Here is a 23734-nt window from a genome sequence, read left to right on the forward strand (position 1 = left end):
CTAGAAGAAAAAATCCGGCGCGCGCAAAAGAAAAGCAGGGAAAACTTTTTTGCTGGCTGGCGAGCGTTAGCGAGCGGTAGCGGGGCGAATCAGTTGCCGTTTCGTTCAAAAAAGGTTCGCGCAAAGTGTAAAATATCACCGCCAATAGAAACTTCAGCGTTTGAAAGCATTGCTCCGCGCGGCCGCGAGGCGGCCGCGCTCCGCAAAATGGTTCCCCGCTTCGCGGCGAAATGGCTGGCTGGGCAAAAATCAAAGACGGCGTATTTGTCTGTTTCGTATCTAAAAACAATATGAATATCAAACCAAAATATTTTCTCTACGCTCGTAAATCAACGGAAGATGATGACCGACAAGTTATGAGTATTGAAGCTCAATTATTTGAGTTACGAGAATATGCTCGTAGAGAAAATTTTGAAATTCTTGAGGAATTTCAAGAGTCGAAAAGCGCAAAGACACCTGGGCGAGAAATTTTTGGCGAAATGATGGCAAAAGTGGAAAAATCTGACGGCGTGGGAATTTTGGCGTGGCATCCTGACCGCCTTGCGCGAAATAGTATTGATGGCGGCAGGATTATTTACGCCGTGGACACGCACAAAATTCTTTCTTTGCGCTTTTCGACATTTTGGTTTGAACCAACCCCGCAGGGGCTCTTTATGTTGCAAGTGGCGTTCGGGCAAAGCAAGTATTATTCAGACAATCTCGCTGAAAATATTAAGCGAGGAATCCGCCAAAAATTGCGAAGAAAAGAATGGTTAGGTCTCGCGCCTTTCGGTTATCAAAACAATCCGATAAAACGCAACATTGAACCGCACCCAACCGAAGCGCGAATCGTAAAATTAGCTTTTGAGGAATACGCGAAAGGCGGATATTCTTTTGTTTCTTTGGCGCAATTTTTGGCGGATCTCGGCGTTGTTTCTAAAAACCGAACGTCACTTGCCAAAGTTTCCATCAAACGGCTTTTAACTAACAAAGCGTATCTTGGCTTTCTAAAACATAAAGGAGAATGGTTTGATGGAAGCTTTGAGCCAATTATTTCTCCCGCATTGTTTGAAGCCGTGCAGAAAATTTTGAAAACGAAAGAGCGGCCACTCCACCGCCGCGCAAAACACGATTTTCCGTTTACCGGATTATTTCGTTGCGCGGAGTGTGGCAGTATGATTTCTGCGCAATGGGCGGTCAATCGCTGGGGCACAAAATATCGCTACTATCGCTGTTCTAAAAAGCGCGGCCGCTGTTCGCAACCATATATACAAGAAGCGGAGTTGGCGCGGCAAATCAAATCACGGCTTCAAACAATCTCGCTTTGCGACGAAATGACCGATTGGATGTTGGAGCGCGTAAAAGAATGGGAATGCGAGGAGAATTCGTCGTCGCAAAGCGAGGTTCAAAATCTTTCCGAAAATATCAAAACGGCAGAAGCGAAAATGGAAAAGTTAGTTTCCACTTATCTTGATGGCAACATTCCAAAACAGACTTATCTCAAAAAGAAAGATGAAATTTTGCTCGCTTCTGCCGTTTTGGAGCAAAAGAAGAAAGATTTTGAAAGCAGGAGAAAAAATTGGGTCGAACCCCTGCGGGAGTGGATTTTAGATACGAAACAGGCCGATTTTTTGGCCAAGTCGGATAATTTCCACCAAATCAAAACATTTGTTCAAAAAATCGGAACGAACCCTCGGGTTCGTAACAAATCCGCCGTCTTTGATTTTTGCCCAGCCAGCCATTTCGCCGCGAAGCGGGGAATCATTTTGCGGAGCGCGGCCGCCTCGCGGCCGCGCGGAGCAATGCTTTCAAACGCTGAAGTTTCTATTGGCGGAGAGGGAGGGATTCGAACCCTCGGACCCCGTGAAGGGTCAACAACTTAGCAGGTTGCTGCTTTCAGCCACTCAGCCACCTCTCCATGTTTAAAAATTAAGGTTATTTATTTTTTTGGTCAATTATCTTCGGACCCCGTGAAGGGTCAACAACTTAGCAGGCGTGAACACGACCCTGGGCAGTGTTCACGGCTTTCAGTCACCGAGCCACCTCTCCATGTTAAAACATATTATAATGGGATAAGTATTAAGTATTATGTATTGTGGGGAGAAACTTGCTCCAGCCTCGCCCAGCTGTAGTATTCCCATAATACTTGATGCATTATACTTAATACTATATTTAATTTTGGCCAAAAAGTCAAAGGTACTTTTGGCATTTTTTGCTATTTTATGATAAAATTAAAAAAGAATAATTAATTTTAAAAATATGACCGAGGATCAACAGAAAACAATGGAACCCCTTTCTTGGTCTTTCCCCGAGCATGAAAAGCATGAACGTAGCCGACGTTGGTATATTATCGCTGGCCTAATTGCCGCTTTTTTGTTTGTCTATGCGCTTTTGACGAGTAATTGGCTATTCGCCCTCATTATTATTATGGTGATTATGGTTATGTTTATCAATCACCACAGTGAGCCACGGCCGATAGAATTTATTATCGACCATGAAGGTATAAAATTGGGGGAGAAACACTATAAGTACAAAGATATCAAAAATTTTTGGATTATTTATGAACCGCCAACAGTCAAAAAGATCTTTTTTGTCTTTATGTCTAATACCAAGCCGATTTTGAGCATCCCGATCGGTGAAGAGAACCCCGTGGATATCCGCGCTTTCCTCCGACAATATTTAGAAGAAGATTTAGATCAAGAGGCCGAGCCCTTCTCTGAGGCCATGGGCCGGATTCTAAAAATTTAAATTTTATTTTTCTTGGGCAAGGCACAAGCCTTGCCTTTTTGATTAATAGATTAATACCTTATGACCTTTGAGCAGATTATAAATGAAATTAAAAAACACGCCAGCCGTAAAAATGTTGAGGGTATGGCCCGCTTTGGTATCAATCCAAAAAATACACTTGGTGTTAGTATGCCTGTTTTGCGTTCACTGGCCAAAATTATTGGCAAGGACCAGAAATTATCAAAAGAGCTCTGGCAAGCCAAAATTCATGAAGCAAGAATTCTAGCTGCTCTTATCGGCGAGCCCCAGCTTGTTGGCGCCAGACAAATGGAAAGTTGGGTTAAAGATTTTGACTCCTGGGATGTTTGCGACCAGGTCTGCCTCAACCTTTTTGGCAAGACGCCCTTTGCTTGGCCCAAGGCTATTGAATGGAGCCAAAGGAGAGGAGAGTTTGTTAAACGCGCCGGCTTTGTCCTCATGGCTGTTTTGGCTGTTCATGATAAAAAAGCTGCTGACAAAGAATTTCTGAAATTTTTTCCCTATCTCAAAAAAGAGGCAATCGACAATCGCAATTTTGTCAAAAAAGCCGTCAATTGGGCCCTGCGTCAGATTGGCAAGAGGAGTCATTATTTAAGCATCAGGGTTATAAAATTATGCGAGGAAATCCAAAAAATAGATTCCCCAACTTCCAAATGGATAGCTGCTGATGCCTTGCGTGAACTGCGGGTAAAATCCTACAAATTAGCCAAAAAATAATTATAATAAGTTATTTGCCTGTCAAAGTTGACATATTTTCAAAACCTTGTATAATAAAAAGGTATATTAAAATAGTTAATTTTAGGCATTTTATCAACATTAGTCTTATTTTTAATACTAATTAGTTGCCAAATGCGTTAGCGTAGCACTAGCTACCTAATTTTGTTTTACCCTTTAGGGCAAAACATCTTAAAAATTAAAATTTATCAAACAAGAGTGTTAAACCAAGATCAAAATACTGCCCCAAGCCAGCTTGGTGTCAACCGCAAAGGTTTTATTGAGATGGAAGGTGAAATAATAGAGCTTTTGCCAGCCGCCAGCTTCAAGATAAAATTGGATAATGGCCAAGAAATATTTGGCCACCTTTCCGGCAAGATGCGCATGAATAACATCATGCTTTTAACTGGCGATCGGGTCAAGGTAGAAGTTTCTCCTTATGACCTCGCCAAGGGCAGGATAGTTTACCGTTATTAAAATAATTCAAATATGAAAGTTCGTGCTTCAGTAAAAAAAATCTGCCGTGATTGCCAGATTATACGACGCAAGAAGAGAGTGCGTGTTATCTGCAAAAACCCCAAGCATAAACAGAGGCAGGGATAATTTTTAAATATTTTTTTATGGCTAGAATCGCTGGTGTAAATTTACCCAATGAAAAAAGGCTCGAGATTGGCTTGACCTATATATTTGGAATTGGCCGCACGACCTCCAAAAAGATTATTGAGCGACTGGGGCTGGATCCCAATATGAAATGCAAAAATCTCTCCGAAGCAGAGTCCAACCAACTCAAAAAAATTATTGAGGCAGATATTAGGACTGAGGGTGAGCTCAAGAGAGAAATTCTCTCGAATATCAAAAGACTAAAAGAAATAAATTGTTATCGTGGAGTCAGGCACTCCAGAAGGTTGCCGGTTCGTGGTCAGCGCACCAAGACCAATTCTCGCACCGTCCGTGGCAATGTCCGTCATACCGCCGGATCTGGTAAAAAACCAGCCGCTCAAAAGACATAAAATTATTTTATTTAATGTATAACTATGGAAAATAATACTGCTGAGGCGACCATGCCAGAGGCGTCAGAGGCCAAGGCTCCGGCCAAGAAAAACAGAAAGAAAAAAGTGGTTCCGCGGCTCCTCAAGGGCCGTGGTCAGGCTCACATACAATCAACTTACAACAATACAATTGTTTCCATTACTGATCAGAACGGTAGTGTTTTGGCCTGGTCTTCTGCTGGTAAGTGCGGTTTTAAGGGTGCCAAAAAGGCTACCCCTTATGCGGCCGGCGTAGTGGTCAAAGAAGTTATAGACAAATGTAAAGATTATGGTATCAAAGAGGTTGATGTTTTGATAAAGGGCATCGGCCCGGCCAGAGAAGGGGCAATACGTGCTTTAGCTACTTATGGTGTGCAGATTGCTAGTATCAAGGACGTCACCCCTGTGCCACACAATGGTTGCCGCCCCAAAAAGCCGAGGCGCATTTAATAATTAATAAGCATTTACTCTGAGCGCAGCGAAGAGTCTCGCACCAAGTCAATTTACGAGACTCTCACTTCGTTCAGGATAAAACAAGTAAAAGATTTATGGGTAGAGATATAGGACCAAAAGATAGACAAAGTCGCCGCATTGGAGAAAAGCTTTTCCTCAAAGGCGATCGGGATTTGACCAGCAAAAGCGGGATTGTCAGACGCAATTATCCGCCGGGTATGCATGGGCCCAAAGGCTACACCCATCGCGGTAGTGAATACGGACGCCAGTTGATTGCCAAACAAAAAATCAAAAAAATGTATCGCTTGAGAGAAAAACAATTTCACAATCTTTTTCTCAAAGCTGGCAAGATGAAAGGCGACGCTAGTAGCAACCTCTTGGTTTTGTTGGAGAGCCGGTTTGATAATGTTATCTATCGACTAGGCCTAGCCACTTCCAGAGATCAGGCTAGACAATTGGTTTCCCATGGACATTTTATGGTCAATGGTAACAAGATCAATATCCCTTCTTATGAGACAAAGACCAAAGATGTTATTACTGTTCGGGAGAAAAGCAAGAACAACGGCCTCCTTGCCCGTTCTTTAAAAGAATCTGCTGGCAAAAATATTCCTGCTTGGTTGTCTTTTGACACCTCCAAACCGGAAGCCGTGGTTGTTGACTCTCCCTCCACTGAAGAGTTGGGTTTATTGGCCGATGCCACTCTCACCATAGAGTTTTATTCAAGATAAAAAATTACTATTAAATTTTTATTATGCAAACTATACCCACGCCTAGTAATATCGAGTTCAAAAAAGAAACCGATTTTCGAGGTGATTTTGTGATTGAACCTCTTTACCCGGGTTATGGTTTGACTATTGGTAACGCCCTGAGGCGCGTTTTACTCTCTTCCATTCCTGGTGCCGCCATCAGCTCTATTAAAATAAAGGGAGTTGACCATGAGTTTTCCACCTTGCCGTATGTCAAAGAAGATATTGTAGATATTATTTTAAATTTGAAGCAGGTAAACCTGAAAATTGAAGGAGAAAATGATAATCCTGATGAGCCACTCAAAATCACTATCAGAAAAACTGGTGAAGGAAAAATTACCGCCGGTGACTTTGACTGCCCTAGCCAGGTTGTTATCGCCAATAAAAATCTTCATCTAGCTACTCTGACAGACAAAGCCGCCAGTTTTGACCTTGAATGTATTGTGGAAAATGGTATGGGTTATCTGCCCACCGAAAATCGCCCAACCGGAGTTTTGGATATTGGTCATATGGCCATTGATTCTATTTTTACCCCCATCAACCATGTCAACGTTAAAACGGAAAATGTGCGCGTCGGCGAGATGACCAACTGGGATAAACTAATTATTTCTTTGGAGACCAACGGCACCGTTACTTGCAAGGAGGCTTTTGAAATGGCCGTTTCTATCCTAAAAAATCAATTTGATTCCCTAGTTGTTGGGGCCAAGCCACCCAAAAAAGAAAAAGTTGAGGTGGCTGTAGAATTAGATAAAACTGAGCCGGCAAAAGGGGACACAATTGAATCAGAGGAGTTATCCGAAGATGAGTCAACTGAGCCACAGGCCAAAAAGAAAAGGGGCCGGCCCAAAAAAGAAGAAAATAAATAATTTATGAGACACCAAAAACAACGCACCAAACTTGGTAGAAACGTCGGTTCAAGAAAAGCCCTCATGCGGAGCATGGCTATTTCTTTAATTGTACACGAGAAAATTACTACTACTTTGTCCAAAGCCAAAGTTTTGAAGCCCATGGTGGAAAAACTGGTAACTCGAGCCAAGAAAAATGACTTGGCCAGCCGTCGTTTGTTGATCAGTGCTTTAGCCAAAGAAAAACCAGTCAAGAAACTCCTAGAAGTCACTGGTCCAAAGTATTTAGAAAGAAAGGGTGGTTATTTACGCATTATAAAACTAGGTGCTCGTCGAGGGGATGGCTCAGAAATGGCTATTATAGAATTTGTATAATTTTATGAAAAAAGAAATCAAAAGACAAGAACACGTTATTGATGCTTCTGGCAAAGTACTCGGTCGTTTGGCCAGTCAGATAGCCGTTCTTTTGCGTGGCAAACACAAACCGGAGTTTGAGCGTCATATAGATTTGGGTGACAAAGTGGTGGTAGAAAATGTTGACAAAATAAAAGTTACTGGTAACAAATTCAATGACAAGATTTATTACAAAGGTTCTACCCGGCCAGGCGGTTTGAAAAAAACCAAAATGAAAGCAGTCGTCGCCGACAAGGGCTGGGCCGAAGTTCTGCGCCGCGCAGTTTATCATATGTTGCCCGGCAACAAACTCCGCCCAGAAATTATGAAGAGATTGATTATAAAATAATATGGTTATCAAAAAAACAGACAAACCAGAAATCAAAAGAGAAACGGCCGCTACTGGCAAATATTATTATGGACTTGGTCGCCGCAAGACCGCCATTGCCAAGGTTAAACTTTTTGAGAATGGTACCGGCAAGCTAGTTGTCAACGGCAAAGAATATAAATCTTTTTACAGATATCCTCTTTATGCTGAAAATTTAGAACTGCCTTTCGAATCGGTTGGTTTGACGGGCAAAATAGATGCTGAGATAAAAGTCGTCGGCGGAGGCATGAAAGCTAGTTCCGAAGCCTGCCGCTTGGGTATTGCCAGAGCTCTAATCAAAATGACTGAAAATTTCAAGCCCGCTCTCCGCGCTGCTGGCTATGTCACCCGCGATCCTAGAGCCAAAGAAAGAAAGAAGCCAGGCTTAAAAAGAGCCAGAAGAGCTCCCCAGTGGGCTAAGAGATAATGCAATATTTTCCGACACCCCCGATGTACATCGGGGGTTTTTATTTGACAACGCCCCCATTTTTTTATAGGGTTACTCAATTCAAACAAAAAGTAAATAACCCTTAAAAAGTGCTATAAAAAAACAGGAGGGTGTAATCATGAAAATGAAATGGATCGTGTTTCTGCTGTTGGTGCTTGCTTTTGGCAGCCCGTCACAGGAAATCGGGGTGACATATTCATACCCACACGCCTTATGGTTATACGATGGCGACGAGACCAAGGCCAAGGCGGTGCTGGAACAAGCAGCACAAGCGGGGATAAAGGACTTACGCCTGATAATCCACTGGAACTGGTGTCAACCAGACTCCAGCGGCCAGTTCGATTTCAGCAGTCTGGAGTGGCAGCTCGAGATCATGGAAAAATACGGGGCCGAAACCGTTATATTATGCCTCGGGCGCAAGGTTCCGAGATGGCCCGAGTACCACATTCCCGAATGGGCTAAGCAGTTGCCAGAGGAGGAATTCCGGCAAAAGCTCATCCGGTACATAGAGGGGGTAATTTCGCATTATTCCGACGACCATCGGATAACCCATTTTCAGGTCGAAAATGAGCCTTTGTCCAGTTTTGGTGAAGGGAAGGAGTTCTGGCAGAAGAGGTTTGATGATCAGCAAAATTTTCTGGCCGCTGAAATTTCCATCGTTGAAAAGTATGATCATCTTTGCCGGCCTATTATCGTCACTGACCCAGGCGATTTTGGAAATTACAATGACGCCGCCGAAAATGCAGATATTTTGGGCGTGAGTTATTATGGGGTAGTTTACAACAGTTGGTTGGGCTATTTCCCCAACCGCTGGCTTTACAAAAAATTCTTTCGTTTTTTTATTGGGAATTTTTTATGTGGCCCATGGTTCCAGGCCGAGACGATCAGCCAGTTCATCGGAGGCAAGTCAGTCTGGATGGTTGAAGGCCAAGGCGAACCCTGGGGTCCAAAGGATAACAGGTCGCTCTCCCCAGAGGAGTCTGCCAAAAGCATGAACCCAGAGAAGCTTCGGCAGAATCTGGAAGCTGTTCGACAAGCTGGCTTCAAAGGGCCAATTTTTCTCTGGGGCATCGAATGGATGGCCTGGATGAGAGATAAAGGCCACCGAGAGATGTGGGAGACCGTGGAGGGTCTAGTCCGAAAATAAATTGTGGTAATATATTGTGGTGGACGCTCAACACTAAGTTGAGCGTTTTTTTATTCTTATTTTACTTACCTCGCTTGCCCAGCTTTCTACTTATCTTGCTTTATCCTCGTTTTTCCGCCATAATTAAAGCATGCTTAACTGGCTCAAAAAATACAAAACAGCCATATTTTTAGGCTTATTTTGCTTGGCCTTTTTTTGTATTTACGCTCATTTCAATCTACTGGTTATGCACCCAGACGGGGCAGGGGACAATCCAAAATTTTCTTCCCCGGACGAGACCGCCAATTATTTTTGGGCCAAAAGACTGGCCCAAGGCCAGCCGCTTTATTATTTTGAAGAGTTAAATGGTCCAGGCAACAACCTTATCCACCCGAGAAGCATCAATGTTATTGATGGCAAAAACGTACCCGGCTCTTTTCTAGGTTTGATTTTTATTTATGGTTCCCTCGCCAAAATCCTCGGCCTCGGAGTCGTTCCCTATTTAACGCCATTTTTTTCCGCGCTCGGGATTTTCTTTTTTTATTTATTACTAAAAAAGATTTTTAATTCTACCCCTGTCGCTCTTATTCCCGCAACGCTCTTGGCTTTTACTCCAGCTTGGTTTTATTATTCCTGCCGAGGTATGTACCATAACGTACTGTTCACCAGTTTGTTGATTATGGGGGTTTATTTTTTATGGAAGGTTCTGGCGGAAGCTCCTAGCCCAAATTCCAAATCCCAAGCCCCAAATCAAAAATCAAAAATCAACAATCCAAAACTAATGTTATATTTCCTCTCCGGTCTTTTGATCAGCTTCGCTCTATTCACTCGCACTTCAGAAATTGTTTGGGCCGCCTTAACTATTTTTTTTATTTTCATTTTTCACTTTAAAAGGATCTATTGGCCCGGTTTTCTTTTATTTTTGGCCGCTGGAACGATCCCCATTATCGCCTTATTCTATCACAATCAGATTCTTTACGGTTCACTTATCTCTGCTGGTTATCGCGCCGTGAGTGATGCTGTATCTATTGGCGGCTTGGCTAGTGCTGGTGTTTTATTCCAGATTTTTGTCACCCCCTTTGGCATTCATCCCGGTTCCATTCTCACCAACGGTTTCAATTATCTTTATCAGCTTTTTCCGATTTGGGGCGCACTTTATTTTCTTGGCGCTTTCCTCTTCGCGATTCTCCCGACTCATATTATTAAAATCAATTATAAAAAAAGAATCGCTTATCTCGCTTATTGCTTACTGCTCACTGCTTATTTATTGATTTTTTATGGTTCTTGGGCGATCACTGATCGCATTGACCGGGAGACTCTCTCGCTTGGTACTTCTTATCTGCGTTATTGGCTGCCGATTTATATTGTTACCTTGCCGTTTGTCGCTACTATTATCTGGCAGCTCGCCAATTTTTTGACTCCGCTCCAAAAAAGAAAAATTTTTTATCAGTCAATTTTTTCTTTTGCCGCTTGCCTTTGCATATTTATGCCCACGATCAATGTGCTTTTGCGCCAGAGTGACGAAAGTTTGTTTCTTTTAAAAAACCTAAACGAAACTCGTGTTAAATCAGCCATTGTTAATAAAATGGTCGGGCCAGAAGATATCGTCCTCGTCTACAAACAGGCGGATAAAATATTTTTCCCCGAACGCACTCTTTTAATTACCGAACTAGCTGTCCCTATTGATTATGAATCAGTCGCCACCTTGTCAAAAATCAGAGATGTCTATTATTATTCCTACGCCAATCCCAGAGACGTTGATTCCATCTCGCGCTTGCAATTTGCTCCATATGGATTGGAAATTGTCGAGGGGCAAAAGGTTTTTGGCAATGATAGACTTTATAAGATTAAAAAAATTAGACAAATACAGTAACTTGTAACTCGCAAAAAGTAAAATTATCCCTTGTGCTAGTTACTAATTACGAGTTACTAGTTACCAAAAGAATTATTATGCCCATCTATAAATACATAAGATTTATCTTAATTGCCGCCCCCATCATCTTTCTGGGCTTTTTAATATACAAAGACCTTGTCCCTAGTGGCCGCTTGATTACTAACTATGATTTTTGTGATTTAAATCCGTTCGCTTCTTCCTGGTCGCCGCATGGCCGGGTTTTGGCTATAGAAAAAATTAAAATGGGCGGCGACAAATATTGCCAACAAAAAATGGTCATTGACCCGGTTTATTTTGACATCCGCCTGCCACAAAGATTTAATGAGGCCAGGCTGACCGTCTGGTATCAAAAAAAATCTGAAACAAAATTGCAAATTGGTCCAGCCATTGATTTATCCGCCTGGCAGTGGCAATTAAAAGATATTAATTATATCCGCACCGAAAACAATTGGCAGGTCGGCGTCGCTGATTATAATATTCAATCTTCCAAGCTAGATAATAATCGTTTGCGCTTTCTAGTTTCTTCGCCAAATATGGACACCTCTAGGCAGGAGATTATTTTTAAAAAAATAGAAATAGAATTTATAAAAAAACCGATTACCGCTTGGCCGGATTTTATCGAAAGAGCAAAAGAATTCATCTTGTTTTCTAGATTAAAAATTATTTTTCAGTAACTCGTAACTAGCTACTAAAGATATGAGAGAATTTTTCAAAAAACTGATCAATGCTCTATTCTATATTTCGCTCCTTATCTGGCTGGTTTATTTTGTGCTAGAATTACTAAAAGAAGGGTTGGTTTCCAATTACTTTGATTTAAACTTATTATTACTCTCGGTGATTGTAATCGGAGTGATAAATATTATGATTAATTATAGCAGCAACCATGATGATACGAGAGGCTGACATTGCTCGCGAAACCAATGTTGATAAGACCGGGCTAGCACTCTCTGTCACCGATTCAGGTGATGTTAATAGCCTTGCGCAATACCTTATATTTGAAACAAGTAATAATTTTAGACGTGAAGATACTAAGGCCCCATTAGAATTAAGGATTAAAAAATTAGCAAGGGAAATAGCCGATAGAAAAAAGGCTGTTGTTTTGATTCGTGACGGTGATAAAATCATAGGGAGCACGACGGTCAGTGATCTTTTGCCAGACAGCAAGGAAGCCTGGGCTGATGGTACTTTGGTGGATCCTAGTTATCGTGGTCGTGGCATAGGTTTGCAATTAGCTCTAGCGCAAGAAAAAATAGCTAGATCTGCCGGTCGGGAATCAATAGCCACCATAGTTGCTGTTGATAATATGCCCAGTATTGCCTTGAGATTAAAAGCCGGTTATATATTAAATGGGATTAATCGCTGGAAAAGCGAGGCCGGTTATAAATTTAGAAAAGATCTGACAGCGTCATCTGGCGAGGCGGCTGTTAACTGGGTAGACAAAGTTTTAACTGGTGGGATTGGTATAATTGAGAAAATAGACCAGCAAAACACCCAAAAAGAAATATTGGTTCCAGCTGACGACCCTGATGTTGTTAATAAAATTATAGCCAAGGGTTATCGGGGGGTTTATTTGTTGATGCCAGAAAATTTTCGGAACGAAAAAGAACAACCAATTAATAAAAATTGTATTGTATTTGTTAAAGATTAATTTATAATAATATGATTGACGGCGTAAAAATAAAAGAATTAAAGATCCACCCAGATGTGCACAAAGAAGGCGAAGAAGTGGTCAAAGAACCGGGTTTTTTGGCCGAGGTTTTACGCGCCGATGAAGGGCTTTTAAAAAAATTCGGCCAAAGCATTTTCACTCTAGCTTATCCAGGTACGATCAAGGCTTTCCATTGGCACAAGCTCCAAGATGATTTATGGTTTTTTGCTACCGGCAAAGTTATTGTGGTCTTGCATGATCTGCGGGACGATTCACCGACCAAGGGTGAGACCCAGGTTATAGGAGCCGGAGCAGGGGATTATAAATTAATTTTAATTCCTGTTGGCGTAGCCCATGGCTACAAAGTGCTTGGTGATGAGTCAGCTATGCTTTTTTATCACGTGACCGAAGTTTATAATAAGGACAATCCTGACGAAGAACGGATTCCCTACGATGATCCCCAGATTGGTTTTGATTGGGGAAAATACCAATAGAATTAAAAATTAGAAATTTAAAATTATTCTTATGAGTTGGTTATTAATCACCCTCATCGCCTATTTTTTGAACGCCATTGCCATGGTCATTGACAAGACCTTGCTCAAGCGCGATATAAAAAATCCTTTTGTTTATACTTTTTATATTGCCGCTCTGGGAGCGGTATTAATGGTTTTTATTCTGCCCTTCGGCTTGAAGTGGCCTGGCTTGAGCCAATTTATTGTCAGCCTCGCCGCCGGCGCTACTTTCGCTCTGGGTTTATTCTTGATGTTTTTTGGGCTTAAGAAAGAGGACGCTTCTCGGCTCACTCCAGTGATCGGCGGGCTGACTCCAGTTTTTGTCTTCCTGCTGGCTTATTTATTTTTGGGGGAGCGATTATTTGGTCGTCAAATTATTGCTTTTATTCTCATCATTGTTGGTACCTTTGTAGTTTCCTTAAGTTTTGGCCGGGGGCATGCCCCTCATCTGCGTCGGGCTTTTTGGCTGGCCCTACCCTCGGCTTTTCTTTTCGGACTTTCCTATGTCTTGACCAAAGATGTTTACAATCATCAGCCATTTATTTCCGGTTTTGTTTGGACCAGACTCGGTGCCTTCATTGTCGCTATTATGCCCATGTTGTGGGCCAAAAATCGCTATGATTTGCTTCATCCACCAAAAGGAGGTGGTATGTCTGGTGCCAAGAGCCGTTTTCTTTTCGGTCAAGCTTGTGGCGGTTCATCTGCTATTTTGATCCAATATGCCGTGTCTCTGGCCTCCGTTTCTTTGGTTCAAGCCCTGCAGGGCACTCAATATGTTTTTATCTTTCTGGCCGTTCTTTATCTGACTTATTATCGCCCCAAAATTTTAAAAGAAACATTCAATCCAGCCATTATCACTCAAAAAATAATTGCTATTATTTTGATTGGTCTAGGTTTATATTTTATAATCTAAAATCATGTCTTTGTTTTGGTTGGCTATTCATATTTTTTTCTTAGCTTTAGTCCAAGCTTTTCTTGAAGTTCAAATCGAAGGCCCTCATGGCTGGGCTGCCAAGTTGCCTGTTTGGCGCCCCAGAGCCGACGGGAAAATTGAACGTTTAAAGAAAATATTAAAAATTAAAAAACCCCTGACCGGCTATCATCTGGGCCTGATTGTTTTTTGGATTTTTATTTTACACTTACCTTTTGCTTTTGGAGTCAGCTGGAGTTGGAAGGCCGAGCTAGTTGTTTTATCTTTTTTAACCTTCTGGATGTTTATCGAAGATTTTCTATGGTTTATTATCAATCCACACTTTGGCTTCAAAAAATTTAAATCCGAATATGTCTGGTGGCATGATCGCTGGGCCATTGGTGTGCCGGTTGATTATTATGTGGCCCTTATTTTTTCTTTCATTTTTTATTTACCTGTTAGATCCACTATAGCTGAAAGCATTATTGAATGGCTGAAAATATTAGCTATTTTTATTGTTTTAACTTTAATCACCATTTTAATCACCGAACTGGTCAGAATGATTAGAAAAAAATAATTTATCAACCAAAAACACCCCCGTTATCTTTCAAGGGTGTTTTTTTATTGGTTATTTAATCAGGAAAACATTATAGCCGCTGGTTTGTTTGGACTTTTGTTTGTGTGCCAATTTATCCAACCATCTGGCCAGTTTATTAAAAATTTTTTTCTTACCCAAGGGACTCAAATATATCCAAGTTTCTAGGGGCCAGCGCACATTTTGTATTTCTATGGAAGAAAAATTTTTGGCCAAATGTTTTAACGAATCTTCGGTGTAGCGCCAAAAATCACCATAGTAACCCTTTTCTGCATGATAGCGATAGAGGAAAGGCACATAAATAAAACAATATCCGCCGGGCTTCAAGACCCGATACATTTCTTCAAAAGCCTTGAACGGATTTTCAATATGTTCCAAAACAGCAATGCAAATTATAGCGTCCACAGATTTATCCCCTAGCGGCAGATCGTGTATATCACCGACAATATCCGGATTATAATCTGGCACCGGGTCTAAAATTTTATAATACACCCTCTCCAGATATTTTTTGATCCAGGCGCGATTGGGGTTATAGCGGTTGCCCTTATTTTCCAAGATCCTAAGTCCGCCCCCAATATCCAAAATTTCTTTTTTCTCCTCGAAAATTTGTTTTATTTTTTGATTAAAAAATTCATCCCACGGAGTCATATTGTTTCGTCGGTTAATTAAGGCTGGTTTGTCTCTTGGCCAGATTTAAGATACAATATAATTACTCCTTAAGTTTATAATTTTCAAGATATTTAAGCAAATTTATGCGGCTTTTAATGCTTACAAGGAAAGTTGACAGTCAAGACAGTCGGGCCAGTTTTGTTTCTGACTGGCTTTTGGAATTAGCCCAAAACCTAGAAAAATTAGTAGTTATTTGCCAAGAAAAAGGCGATACCAGCGGCTTACCGGAAAACATTGAAATCTTTTCATTGGGCAAAGAATTAGGCCATTCAAAAATCAAGCAATTTTTCCGCGCGCAGAAAATATTATTCAAGCTTGTCAAAAAAAGTGACGGCGTCTTGGCCCACCAGATGCCTATTTATGGGGTTCTTGCTGGGCCTGCCAGTTGGCTGTCTCACAAAAAATTAATTCAATGGTATGCTCATGGTACTGTTGACTGGCGCTTAAAGTTGGCGAATTTTTTCGTGACCGAATTTGTCACCTCGTCAGCCGATGGTTTTCGAATGCCAACCAAAAAACCAGTGCGGGTTATTGGGCAGGGTATCAACACTAATAAATTCAAAATTCAAAATTCAAAACTCAAAGCAAATGAAGAATTTAATATTTTGACTATTGGTCGTATTTCACCGAGTAAAGATATTGAATCCATGATCAAGGCTGTTTATGAATTAAAAGAACAGAATGTCGATAATATAAAATTAACTATCATTGGCGCACCAGCTACGGCCGCTGGTTTTCATTATTCCCAAAATCTTCAGTCTATGGTGGAGAACATGAATCTGGGCAACCAAATCAATTTTTTTGGCGGCATTCCTCACGCTGAAACAATAAAGCATTTAGCTCAAGCTGATTTATTTTTAAATTTGAGTGATACAGGTAGTTTGGACAAAACCGTTTTGGAAGCTATGGCTGCTGGTTGCCTAGTCTTGACGAGCAATATTGCTTACAAAAATATTTTGCCGCCTGAATTATTCACCACCAAAGACAACCCCCAAACCTTGACCCAAAAGATTAAAGAATTGATGGGCTTATCAGAACAAAAAAAAGAGGAGTTTAAAAAACAATTACGCGATGAAGTCCTCGCCCATCACAACTTGGCCGACTTTGCCAAAAAAATTGTAGGATTATATAGTAATTTATCCTGAACCCCGATGCGAATCGGGGCGAAGGATCCCACCGTAATCCGCTCTATTTGTGGGATCTTTCGCTAACGCTCAAGATAAACTTCCAAATAAAAATATGAAAATTGCCCTTATTGGCTCCACTGGACAACTCGGTACGGATTTCAAAAAAGTTATTCCTGCTCAATTTTTGGTTAATTTAGATTATCCTAATTTTGACTTAACCAAAAAAGATCTTGTCCGCGAACAATTATTAGCTATTAGACCAGACATAGTTATTAATACTGCTGCTTATAATCTAGTTGACCGGGCCGAAGATTTCCCCGAGGAAGCCCTAGCCGTGAATTATTATGGCGTAAAAAATTTGGTTGATGTTTGTTTAGAATTAGATTGTATTCTGGTTCATTACAGTAGTGATTATATTTTTGGAGGAGAGGACGATCGCCGCACCCCTTACACCGAAGAAGACCACCCCGCGCCAATCAACCAATATGGCCAGTCAAAATTATTGGGCGAACAGGAAATCATTAAACGTTGTCAAAAATATTTTATTATCCGTACTTCTGGCCTTTTTGGCACCGCTGGCTCAGAAGGCAAAGGCGGCAATTTTATTGAATCAATTATTAAAAAAGGTAAAGAAACTGGCGAATTAAAAATTGTTGATGACCAATTTCTTACCCCTACCTATACCTTGGATTTGGCCCGCCAAAGTTGGCAGTTGATGCAAACCGAACATTTTGGTCTCTACCATGCCACCTCGGAGTGGGAGTGTAGTTGGTATGAATTTGGGAGAGAAGTGATGAAATACATTGATCCCAATATCAAAATTATCCCGGTTAAAACTTCTGAATATCAATTGCCCGCCCAAAGACCCAAATATTGTGTTTTGGAAAATAAAAAATTAAAAGAATTAGGTTTAAATATTATGCGCCCTTGGGCCGCCACCATTCCTGACTATCTCCAAGAGAAAGGATATCTCCAATAATTATGAAAATATTAATCGTCGCTTATAAATTTGGTACCGAAAAAGAGCTGGGCGAACACCTGGGCACCTATCATTATTTTATAGAAATCGCCCGCCGTCTTGTTGCTTCGGGACACGAGATTGCTGTGATTGCGCCCTGGCTTTCTTTTTCAAAAAAAGGCAGTGGTGGATTTGATGGCGTCAAAGTAATTCGTTACTATCCGCCGCTCTGGCATAAAATTTGGGCTTTCCCTTTCAACCGCCTCTTGCGCTTTTCGTATATTTGGGCTACCCAGAGGCAAGTCTTGAAATTTAATAAAAAAGAAAAGCCCGACGCTATTTTTGTCTGGCAGGCTAGGGAAACTGGTTATGCCGTTGCCCAGCTAAAAAATAAAATAAAAACACCTTTTATCTTTCGCCAGATCACCACTTGGCACTGGCATTTTGAAAGGGGACCAAAAGAAATTTTTGGCCAGCGCTCTTGGTACAAGGCCATAAAAAATTTAGGGCTCGGGCGTCTGGTTGATTATCTTTTAAATTTTCTACTTGATCAAAAAACTCAAAAAAGATATGCTCGTGAGATTTATCAAAAAGCAGATAAGGTTGTTTTTTTGAGTCAGGTGGCTGCGGCCGAAGGCCTTGATATGGGGCTAGACAATGACAAGGTTGACACCTTGCCGGTCTCCATAGAGACTGATTTGTTTCAGCCATTAAATAAAAAAAATGACTTACGCCAAAAGCTAGGTATCAATGGAGACAAGGTTATTTTATTTATTGGCCGCATAAATTTTGCCGAAAAGGGTATTGGTTATCTGCTCGAAGCTCTGCCGTCAATAATTACCGAGATTCCCGGAGTAAATTTGGTCATTGTCGGCAGTGGCGGGGAAACCCCGCGCATGATGGCCATGATCAAAGATTTGCAGATAGAAAAAAATGTCCAATTGGTTGGCAGTAAATCTTTTTATCAATTGATCGATTATCTCAATGCCGCAGATGTTTTTGCTACCCCGTCGGTCTGGATGGAAGCTTTTGGCCAAGTGACGATCGAAGCTATGGCTTGCGGTTTGCCAGTAGTCACCTCTGACGCCGGCGCTAGCCCAGAGATAAATATTAATAATGAGACTGGTTTTATCGTCCCAGCCAAAAACAAAGAAGCGCTCGCCGAGGCCCTTACCCAAATTTTAAAAGATGACCAACTGGCTGAGAGGTTTGGCCGAGAGGGCCGGCAAAGAGTTTTGGAAAATTATACTTATGAAGTTGTGATTGAAAAACTTTTAGCGATTATTCAATCTATAAAAAATAAAACCCGATGAAACTCATTTATTTTAGCAATTCACGCATCCCCACTGAAAAAGGTTATGGCATACAGATAATGAAAATGTGCCATTTCCTGGCTGCCATTGTTGATCATCTGGAATTGGTTATCCCAACCAAAAAAAACAAGGTCTTTAAAAATGTTGATGCTTTCGGCTATTATCAGGTAGAAAAGAATTTTATCCTCAAAAAAATCAGCTGTTTAGATCCCAGCTGGATTGCCAAAAAAATGCCCCAGGGAATTTATATCAAAGTCCAGGCCGTTTTTTGGCTGGTGAGTTTGTCCGTTTATTTACTTTTCAAACAAAATAAAAATCAGTTTGTTGCTTATACCCGGGACGAATATTCCCTGCCTGTTTTGCAGCTTTTTTTCAAAGCAGTAGTCTGGGAAGCGCATACTTTGCCGCGCAACACCAAGCGCTATTTAAAATATTGGTCTAAGTGCCATAAAATTATTACTATTACTAATGGCCTCAAAGACGAGCTGGCTGGACTTGGCCTTGATGGAAAAAATATTCTCGTCGCTCCTGATGCGGTTGATTTATCTGAATTTGAAAAAGTTAGATTGGGCAAACAGGAATTGCGCCAAAAGCTCGGCCTGCCGCCGGATAAAAATATTATCGCCTACACCGGCCATCTTTACGACTGGAAAGGAGTTCAAGGTCTAGCCGATGCGGCCAAATTTTTGACCGAAAAAGAAATCATAGTTTTCATTGGCGGCTCTGAAGAAAAATTTGACCTAGGTAGATTTAGATCGAGAAATGAAGGCAACAAACGAATTTTAATTTTGGGCTACAAGCCCTATGCTCAGATGCCTCTTTATCTGAAAGCGGCCGACGTTTTGGTTTTGCCAAATTCTGCCGGTGAGCAGAAATCAAAATCTTGGACCTCGCCTTTAAAGCTTTTCATGTATCTGGCTAGCGGTACGCCTATCGTAGCTGCCGATCTACCCAGTTTGACTGAAATTTTAAATAAAGATAATGCCGTCTTGTATCAGCCAGACGACTCGGCCGCTATGGCCACCTCTATCCAAAAAGTGTTGACTGATCCCTCGCTAAGCACTAAGATAAGTGCAAAGGCCAGAAGTGATGTTCAGGCCCACACTTGGCAAAAAAGGGCCGAGAAAATAGTGGCATTTATCCAATCTTAAATATGCAAAAACTATCAATCGTTATTCCCATTTATAATGAAGCGGAAAATCTCCCCGAGCTTTTCCAGGAAATAAAGTCATCACTGGCTTCTCTTGGAGCTGATTATGAAATTATTGCCGTTAATGACGGCTCAACAGACAACAGTTTTAATGTCCTAAAATCTTTGGCTACTGCTGATGCCAAAATAAAAGTCATTAGCTTTAGCCGCAATTTTGGCCAGACGGCCGCCCTTTCTGCCGGCTTTGTCCATGCTTCTGGCGAGGTTATTATCCCCCTTGATGCTGATTTACAAAACGACCCCCATGACATCCCTTTACTTTTGGCCAAATTATCCGAAGGATATGATATCGTTTCTGGCTGGCGCAAAAATCGTCAGGACAAATTGATCAGCCGCAAGATTCCTTCCCGCCTAGCCAATAGCCTGATCGGCAAAATTACCAAAGTCAAACTTCACGACTACGGCTGCACCATGAAAGCTTACAAAAGAGAGAGCCTGGCCCCCGTACGTCTCTACGGAGAAATGCATCGTTTTATTCCGGCTCTGGCCGCTTGGCACGGCGCCAAAATTACCGAAGTCGTCACCAACCACCGGCCACGCAAATTTGGCCAGACCAAATACGGCATTCGTCGGACATTCAAAGTTATTCTTGATCTTTTGACCGTGAAATTCCTGACCGATTATTCTACCAAGCCCATGCATTTTTTTGGCAAAGCTGGATTTTATTCTTTCTCTCTGGCTTTTCTCTCTGGCTTTCTGGCTGTTTATCTGAGACTCTTCCATCACATTTCTCTGATTATCACACCCTTACCCTTGCTGACTGTCTTTTTGATGCTTGTTGGTTTGCAATTTATTCTTATGGGTCTTTTGGCCGAGATGATCACCCGGACCTATTATGAAACGCAAAATAAGCCAACCTATTTTATTAAAGAAAAAATAAATTTCTAATCTATGTGCGGCATCGTCGGTTATTGTGGGGCTGGCAACCAAGACAATTTAAAATCGTTGAGCAAACTACTTCATCATCGCGGGCCTGATGATGAAGGTTTTTATTTTGATGAGTTGGTGGGCTTGGCTCATCGCCGCTTATCAATTATTGATTTGAGTCCGCTCGGTCATCAGCCCATGAGTAGCGAGGACGATTCGCTCCAGATCATCTTCAATGGCGAAATCTACAATTATCAGGCCTTGAAAAATGAATTACTGGCTACCGGCCGCCACCAGTTCAAAAGTCACAGCGATACCGAGGTTATTTTGCATCTCTATGAAGATCTGGGCACCGCTTGTTTTGCCAAGTTAAATGGCATGTTTGCTTTGGCTATTTGGGACAAAAATAAGCAAGAGTTAATTTTGGCCCGCGATCGGGTAGGGGAGAAGCCGCTTTATTATGCCGAGATTAATAATGTTTTTTATTTCTCTTCTGAATTAAAAGTTTTTCCAAGTATCGCAGGCTTTACCAAAAAATTAAACCACCAAGTTTTTTTGAAATATCTGGATCAGGGTTATTGCCCCGGCCCAAACACTATTTTTGAGTCAGTTCAAAAATTGGGAGCTGGTGAATTTTTGGTTTATAAAAATAATCAGATAAAAATTGAAAAATATTGGACCCTGCCAACCTTGGCGGACAAAAGTGCTTTAACTTTTAGCGAAGCGGTTAGCCAGCTTGATAATTTAATTGACGAGGCCGTGAAAATTCGCCTGATGAGCGATGTGCCTTTGGGCGTGTTTCTTTCTGGCGGCTTGGATTCCTCACTCGTGGCTTATTATGCCCAAAATAATTCATCTCAAAAAATCAAGACCTTTACTATTAGTTTTGGCGAAAAGTCATTTGACGAATCACCCCATGCGGCCGAAGTCGCCAAGTTATTAAATACCGATCACCATGTTGCCCAAGTTTCCGCGGCTGAATTATTATCCACTATTGATGGTTTGCCAAGTATTTTAGATGAGCCACTGGCCGACTCCTCGATTATTCCTACCTATTGGCTATCCAAAAAAACGCGTGCCTCTGTGACTGTGGCTCTAGGTGGTGATGCTGGTGATGAATTATTTTTTGGTTACCAAACCTTCAAGGCTTGGCGCTACTGGCAAATTCTAAGGAGTCAGCCAGCCTTTATCCGCCAATCTCTAAAATCATTAGTCAATATTTTGCCTAGTCGTTCTGGTTATTTCAGTGCTGATTTCAAATTCAAACGAGCCATTTTAAATTTTGATGCTGATTTTTATAATCAACATTTCCGTTGGTTTTCACCATTCACCCTCGGGGAATTAGGTGAATTAGTTAAGTCTCCCGACACCCTTGATTACCATCACTCTTGGCCAGCCGAGGATTATTCCAAATCGCTCAACCAGTCCGCCGCCCTTTATCAAAAGTATTATTTGACTGATGATATCTTTACCAAGGTTGATCGGGCTTCTATGGCTGTGTCTCTGGAAACGCGAGCGCCTCTTGTTGATTACCGCTTGATAGAATTTGCCAACAGTCTGCCGCCAGATTTTAAGTTTCACCATGGTCAGGGTAAATATATTCTCAAAAAATTAGCGGAAAAATACTTGCCAGAAAATATTATTTATCGGGAGAAGCACGGCTTTCCTTCGCCCGTTGACGCTTGGCTCCGCGGCCCATTAAAAAGTAGGGCAGAGGAATTATTCTCGGGAGAAAAAATAATCAAGCAGGCCCTGCTCAATCCTGAGTTTGTCCAATTCCTCTGGCAAGATTTTCTCTCCGGTAATCACTATCGCGCTCGCCAGATCTGGCCTCTTTTCATCTGGCAGCTCTGGGCAGAAAAATATTTATAGTGTATAAAATAAGCAAATTTTTTTATTGTCATTTTTATTAAATTATTTTTTATTTAAAAAATATGTATAATATTTTTAGTTATATCTGGGCCATTATTAAAAACATTATTGTTTTGTTTATTATATTTTTGATTTTCAACCAAGCTTACTCGTCTTTTGAAACTATTGTTTTTTGTTTTTTAATATTAATTTACATTAGTATAAGCCAATTTTTTTCAAGCAACGCTTATGCGCAGATGACCCAAACTCTTTTGTTAACGGAAAGAATTATAAACCTAAAAAAATTATTCAATAAATCTGAAAATGAAAATTCTTTAAATCCTGATTATATAGAAAACAACGAGGTTGATTTTGAAAAAGAAGAAATAAAAGAGGCTAAGGACAGAATGAAACCCCATGTTGTCAAATTTTATATCAACTCGGTTTTTAATTTTGTAATTTTTGTGGTTTGCATTTTTTATCTATTTGGAGAATTATAATATAAATTTTTCTCTTCATCAGGGTTTTTATTCACCTTGTCAATTGCCCCCAAAATTGCTAAGCTAAAAGCAGTAAAACAAGCTATTTTCTTGGCTCATTTTCACATTTGAGCCATTATTTATCATATTATGAGCCAAGTAGAAAATTTCAAGGACTGGAATGAAAAAATGGCCATCAAATACAACCCGGACCATTATCACAACAGCCGTAATATTTTTATCCGTCTTTTGAGTCATTTGCGCACTCGGCTGATCATTCGTCTCCTCGACGTCAGGCCGAAAGACGAGGTGATCGACCTTGGCTGTGGCTCTGGCAATATGCTCGCCGCTATTCATAGGGGCCGCCTGACCGGCATTGATCTGTCCGCTTCACTTATTCAGTTGGCCGAAAATAAATTGAAGGGCAGTGGAGCCACTATTATTGAGGGCAGTGTCGAAGACCTACCAGAGGTAATTCGTTCAAAAAAATATGACAAAATATTTTCCAGTGAAGTTATTGAACATCTAGAACACCCAGAAAAAATGATTGACGAGATCGTGGCCATTGCCAAGCCTGAGAGCCTGATAGTCATTTCTTTCCCCAACGAACACCTGATTGGCAAAATAAAATTTGTCCTGCTCAAGCTGGGACTATTCAAAATATTATTCAAGGGCCTGCCGCCCCAAATGGCGGATGAATGGCATTTGCACGAGATAAAACTTGAATATTTCAAACAATTAATCTCCGGCCGCTTGCGCATTATCACCATCAAAAAGATTCCTTCTTGTCTTTTGCCGCTCCATTATGTTTTTCTTTGCCAGATAAATAAATAAAA

The 23734-nt window shown here is 41.1% G+C and carries 28 protein-coding genes, 1 tRNA gene and 3 pseudogenes; 30 read left to right on the forward strand and 2 right to left on the reverse strand.

The genetic code is table 11. From position 1 onward, the window contains the following. The 3 genes and pseudogenes from GYA54_02810 to GYA54_02820 form a co-directional block, all read left to right on the forward strand. Window positions 1-294 (forward strand): hypothetical protein (locus GYA54_02810; GenBank protein ID NMC51633.1); only part of this gene is annotated, 294 nt, incomplete at its 5' end. Then, window positions 231-743: pseudogene (locus GYA54_02815) on the forward strand (recombinase family protein). The gene GYA54_02810 and the pseudogene GYA54_02815, both read left to right, overlap by 64 nt. Before the next feature lie 411 nt (window positions 744-1154). After that, window positions 1155-1292 (forward strand): annotated as a pseudogene (locus GYA54_02820) (hypothetical protein). Between the two features lie 515 nt (window positions 1293-1807). Here GYA54_02820 and GYA54_02825 read toward each other — a convergent pair. After that, a tRNA-Ser gene (locus GYA54_02825) sits at window positions 1808-1897 on the reverse strand. 341 nt (window positions 1898-2238) lie between these two features. Between GYA54_02825 and GYA54_02830 the strand changes: the two genes are divergently transcribed. The 19 genes and pseudogenes from GYA54_02830 (at window position 2239) to GYA54_02920 (ending at window position 14253) form a co-directional block, all read left to right on the forward strand. Then, entirely contained in the window at window positions 2239-2727 is a 489-nt protein-coding gene (locus GYA54_02830; protein ID NMC51634.1) for a hypothetical protein, read from the forward strand. A 60-nt stretch (window positions 2728-2787) separates the two neighbouring features. Then, window positions 2788-3462 carry a DNA alkylation repair protein gene (locus tag GYA54_02835; protein NMC51635.1) on the forward strand — a complete coding sequence of 225 codons (675 nt, stop codon included), beginning with the start codon at window positions 2788-2790 and terminating at the stop codon, window positions 3460-3462. Window positions 3463-3744: 282 nt separating this feature from the next. Beyond that, complete coding sequence (gene infA, locus GYA54_02840; GenBank protein ID NMC51636.1) at window positions 3745-3936, forward strand: translation initiation factor IF-1; 192 nt, start codon at window positions 3745-3747, stop codon at window positions 3934-3936. Window positions 3937-3948: 12 nt separating this feature from the next. Beyond that, a complete protein-coding gene (gene rpmJ / locus GYA54_02845) occupies window positions 3949-4062 on the forward strand; it encodes a 50S ribosomal protein L36 (GenBank protein ID NMC51637.1) in 114 nt (37 codons plus the stop codon). 17 nt (window positions 4063-4079) lie between these two features. Next, window positions 4080-4469 (forward strand): 30S ribosomal protein S13, encoded by a 390-nt coding sequence (gene rpsM, locus GYA54_02850; GenBank protein NMC51638.1) that lies wholly within the window; start codon window positions 4080-4082, stop codon window positions 4467-4469. 51 nt (window positions 4470-4520) lie between these two features. Then, a complete protein-coding gene (rpsK, locus tag GYA54_02855; GenBank protein ID NMC51639.1) occupies window positions 4521-4937 on the forward strand; it encodes a 30S ribosomal protein S11 in 417 nt (138 codons plus the stop codon). 98 nt (window positions 4938-5035) lie between these two features. Beyond that, window positions 5036-5668: a 30S ribosomal protein S4 gene (rpsD, locus tag GYA54_02860; protein ID NMC51640.1), complete on the forward strand. Its 633-nt coding sequence runs from the start codon at window positions 5036-5038 to the stop codon at window positions 5666-5668. A 23-nt stretch (window positions 5669-5691) separates the two neighbouring features. Further along, the gene (gene rpoA, locus GYA54_02865; protein ID NMC51641.1) at window positions 5692-6552 is read left to right on the forward strand and encodes a DNA-directed RNA polymerase subunit alpha; all 861 of its coding nucleotides are present in this window, start codon (window positions 5692-5694) and stop codon (window positions 6550-6552) included. A 3-nt stretch (window positions 6553-6555) separates the two neighbouring features. Beyond that, the gene (rplQ, locus tag GYA54_02870; protein NMC51642.1) at window positions 6556-6906 is read left to right on the forward strand and encodes a 50S ribosomal protein L17; all 351 of its coding nucleotides are present in this window, start codon (window positions 6556-6558) and stop codon (window positions 6904-6906) included. A 4-nt stretch (window positions 6907-6910) separates the two neighbouring features. Then, window positions 6911-7273: a 50S ribosomal protein L13 gene (rplM, locus tag GYA54_02875; GenBank protein NMC51643.1), complete on the forward strand. Its 363-nt coding sequence runs from the start codon at window positions 6911-6913 to the stop codon at window positions 7271-7273. A gap of 1 nt (window position 7274) precedes the next feature. Then, a complete protein-coding gene (rpsI, locus tag GYA54_02880; protein NMC51644.1) occupies window positions 7275-7718 on the forward strand; it encodes a 30S ribosomal protein S9 in 444 nt (147 codons plus the stop codon). Window positions 7719-7875: 157 nt separating this feature from the next. Continuing rightward, complete coding sequence (locus GYA54_02885) at window positions 7876-8886, forward strand: hypothetical protein (GenBank protein ID NMC51645.1); 1011 nt, start codon at window positions 7876-7878, stop codon at window positions 8884-8886. Between the two features lie 226 nt (window positions 8887-9112). Further along, the gene (locus tag GYA54_02890; protein ID NMC51646.1) at window positions 9113-10738 is read left to right on the forward strand and encodes a hypothetical protein; all 1626 of its coding nucleotides are present in this window, start codon (window positions 9113-9115) and stop codon (window positions 10736-10738) included. 77 nt (window positions 10739-10815) lie between these two features. Continuing rightward, the gene (locus tag GYA54_02895; GenBank protein NMC51647.1) at window positions 10816-11433 is read left to right on the forward strand and encodes a hypothetical protein; all 618 of its coding nucleotides are present in this window, start codon (window positions 10816-10818) and stop codon (window positions 11431-11433) included. Window positions 11434-11455: 22 nt separating this feature from the next. Continuing rightward, window positions 11456-11662, forward strand: coding sequence for a hypothetical protein (locus tag GYA54_02900; GenBank protein ID NMC51648.1), 207 nt, complete (start codon window positions 11456-11458; stop codon window positions 11660-11662). Continuing rightward, on the forward strand, window positions 11643-12407 hold the full coding sequence (locus tag GYA54_02905) for a GNAT family N-acetyltransferase (GenBank protein ID NMC51649.1): 765 nt from the start codon (window positions 11643-11645) through the stop codon (window positions 12405-12407). The genes GYA54_02900 and GYA54_02905 overlap by 20 nt, the downstream gene beginning before the upstream one ends. 11 nt (window positions 12408-12418) lie before the next feature. Next, complete coding sequence (locus GYA54_02910; protein ID NMC51650.1) at window positions 12419-12901, forward strand: spore coat protein; 483 nt, start codon at window positions 12419-12421, stop codon at window positions 12899-12901. 31 nt (window positions 12902-12932) lie between these two features. Next, complete coding sequence (locus GYA54_02915) at window positions 12933-13832, forward strand: EamA family transporter (GenBank protein ID NMC51651.1); 900 nt, start codon at window positions 12933-12935, stop codon at window positions 13830-13832. A 4-nt stretch (window positions 13833-13836) separates the two neighbouring features. Further along, window positions 13837-14253 (forward strand): annotated as a pseudogene (locus GYA54_02920) (hypothetical protein). Between the two features lie 204 nt (window positions 14254-14457). On the opposite strand, the gene GYA54_02925 reads toward GYA54_02920, so the two are convergent. After that, on the reverse strand, window positions 14458-15072 hold the full coding sequence (locus tag GYA54_02925) for a class I SAM-dependent methyltransferase (GenBank protein NMC51652.1): 615 nt from the start codon (window positions 15070-15072) through the stop codon (window positions 14458-14460). 104 nt (window positions 15073-15176) lie between these two features. Between GYA54_02925 and GYA54_02930 the strand changes: the two genes are divergently transcribed. From GYA54_02930 to GYA54_02965, 8 genes are all read left to right on the forward strand, one after another. Continuing rightward, complete coding sequence (locus GYA54_02930) at window positions 15177-16238, forward strand: glycosyltransferase family 4 protein (protein NMC51653.1); 1062 nt, start codon at window positions 15177-15179, stop codon at window positions 16236-16238. 94 nt (window positions 16239-16332) lie between these two features. Continuing rightward, complete coding sequence (gene rfbD / locus GYA54_02935; protein NMC51654.1) at window positions 16333-17199, forward strand: dTDP-4-dehydrorhamnose reductase; 867 nt, start codon at window positions 16333-16335, stop codon at window positions 17197-17199. A 2-nt stretch (window positions 17200-17201) separates the two neighbouring features. Then, window positions 17202-18491, forward strand: a complete 1290-nt coding sequence (locus GYA54_02940; protein ID NMC51655.1) for a glycosyltransferase family 4 protein — start codon at window positions 17202-17204, stop codon at window positions 18489-18491. Next, window positions 18488-19642 carry a glycosyltransferase family 4 protein gene (locus GYA54_02945; protein ID NMC51656.1) on the forward strand — a complete coding sequence of 385 codons (1155 nt, stop codon included), beginning with the start codon at window positions 18488-18490 and terminating at the stop codon, window positions 19640-19642. The genes GYA54_02940 and GYA54_02945 overlap by 4 nt, the downstream gene beginning before the upstream one ends. A gap of 2 nt (window positions 19643-19644) precedes the next feature. Next, on the forward strand, window positions 19645-20589 hold the full coding sequence (locus GYA54_02950) for a glycosyltransferase family 2 protein (GenBank protein NMC51657.1): 945 nt from the start codon (window positions 19645-19647) through the stop codon (window positions 20587-20589). A gap of 3 nt (window positions 20590-20592) precedes the next feature. Continuing rightward, window positions 20593-22440, forward strand: a complete 1848-nt coding sequence (gene asnB / locus GYA54_02955; GenBank protein ID NMC51658.1) for an asparagine synthase (glutamine-hydrolyzing) — start codon at window positions 20593-20595, stop codon at window positions 22438-22440. 62 nt (window positions 22441-22502) lie between these two features. Further along, a complete protein-coding gene (locus GYA54_02960) occupies window positions 22503-22919 on the forward strand; it encodes a hypothetical protein (GenBank protein NMC51659.1) in 417 nt (138 codons plus the stop codon). 129 nt (window positions 22920-23048) lie between these two features. Next, window positions 23049-23732, forward strand: a complete 684-nt coding sequence (locus GYA54_02965; GenBank protein ID NMC51660.1) for a methyltransferase domain-containing protein — start codon at window positions 23049-23051, stop codon at window positions 23730-23732. The last annotated feature ends 2 nt before the right edge of the window (window positions 23733-23734 follow it).

It is taken from the genome of Candidatus Kuenenbacteria bacterium (assembly GCA_012797775.1).
Classification (GTDB): Bacteria; Patescibacteriota; Patescibacteriia; order UBA2196; family GWA2-42-15; genus JAAZMX01.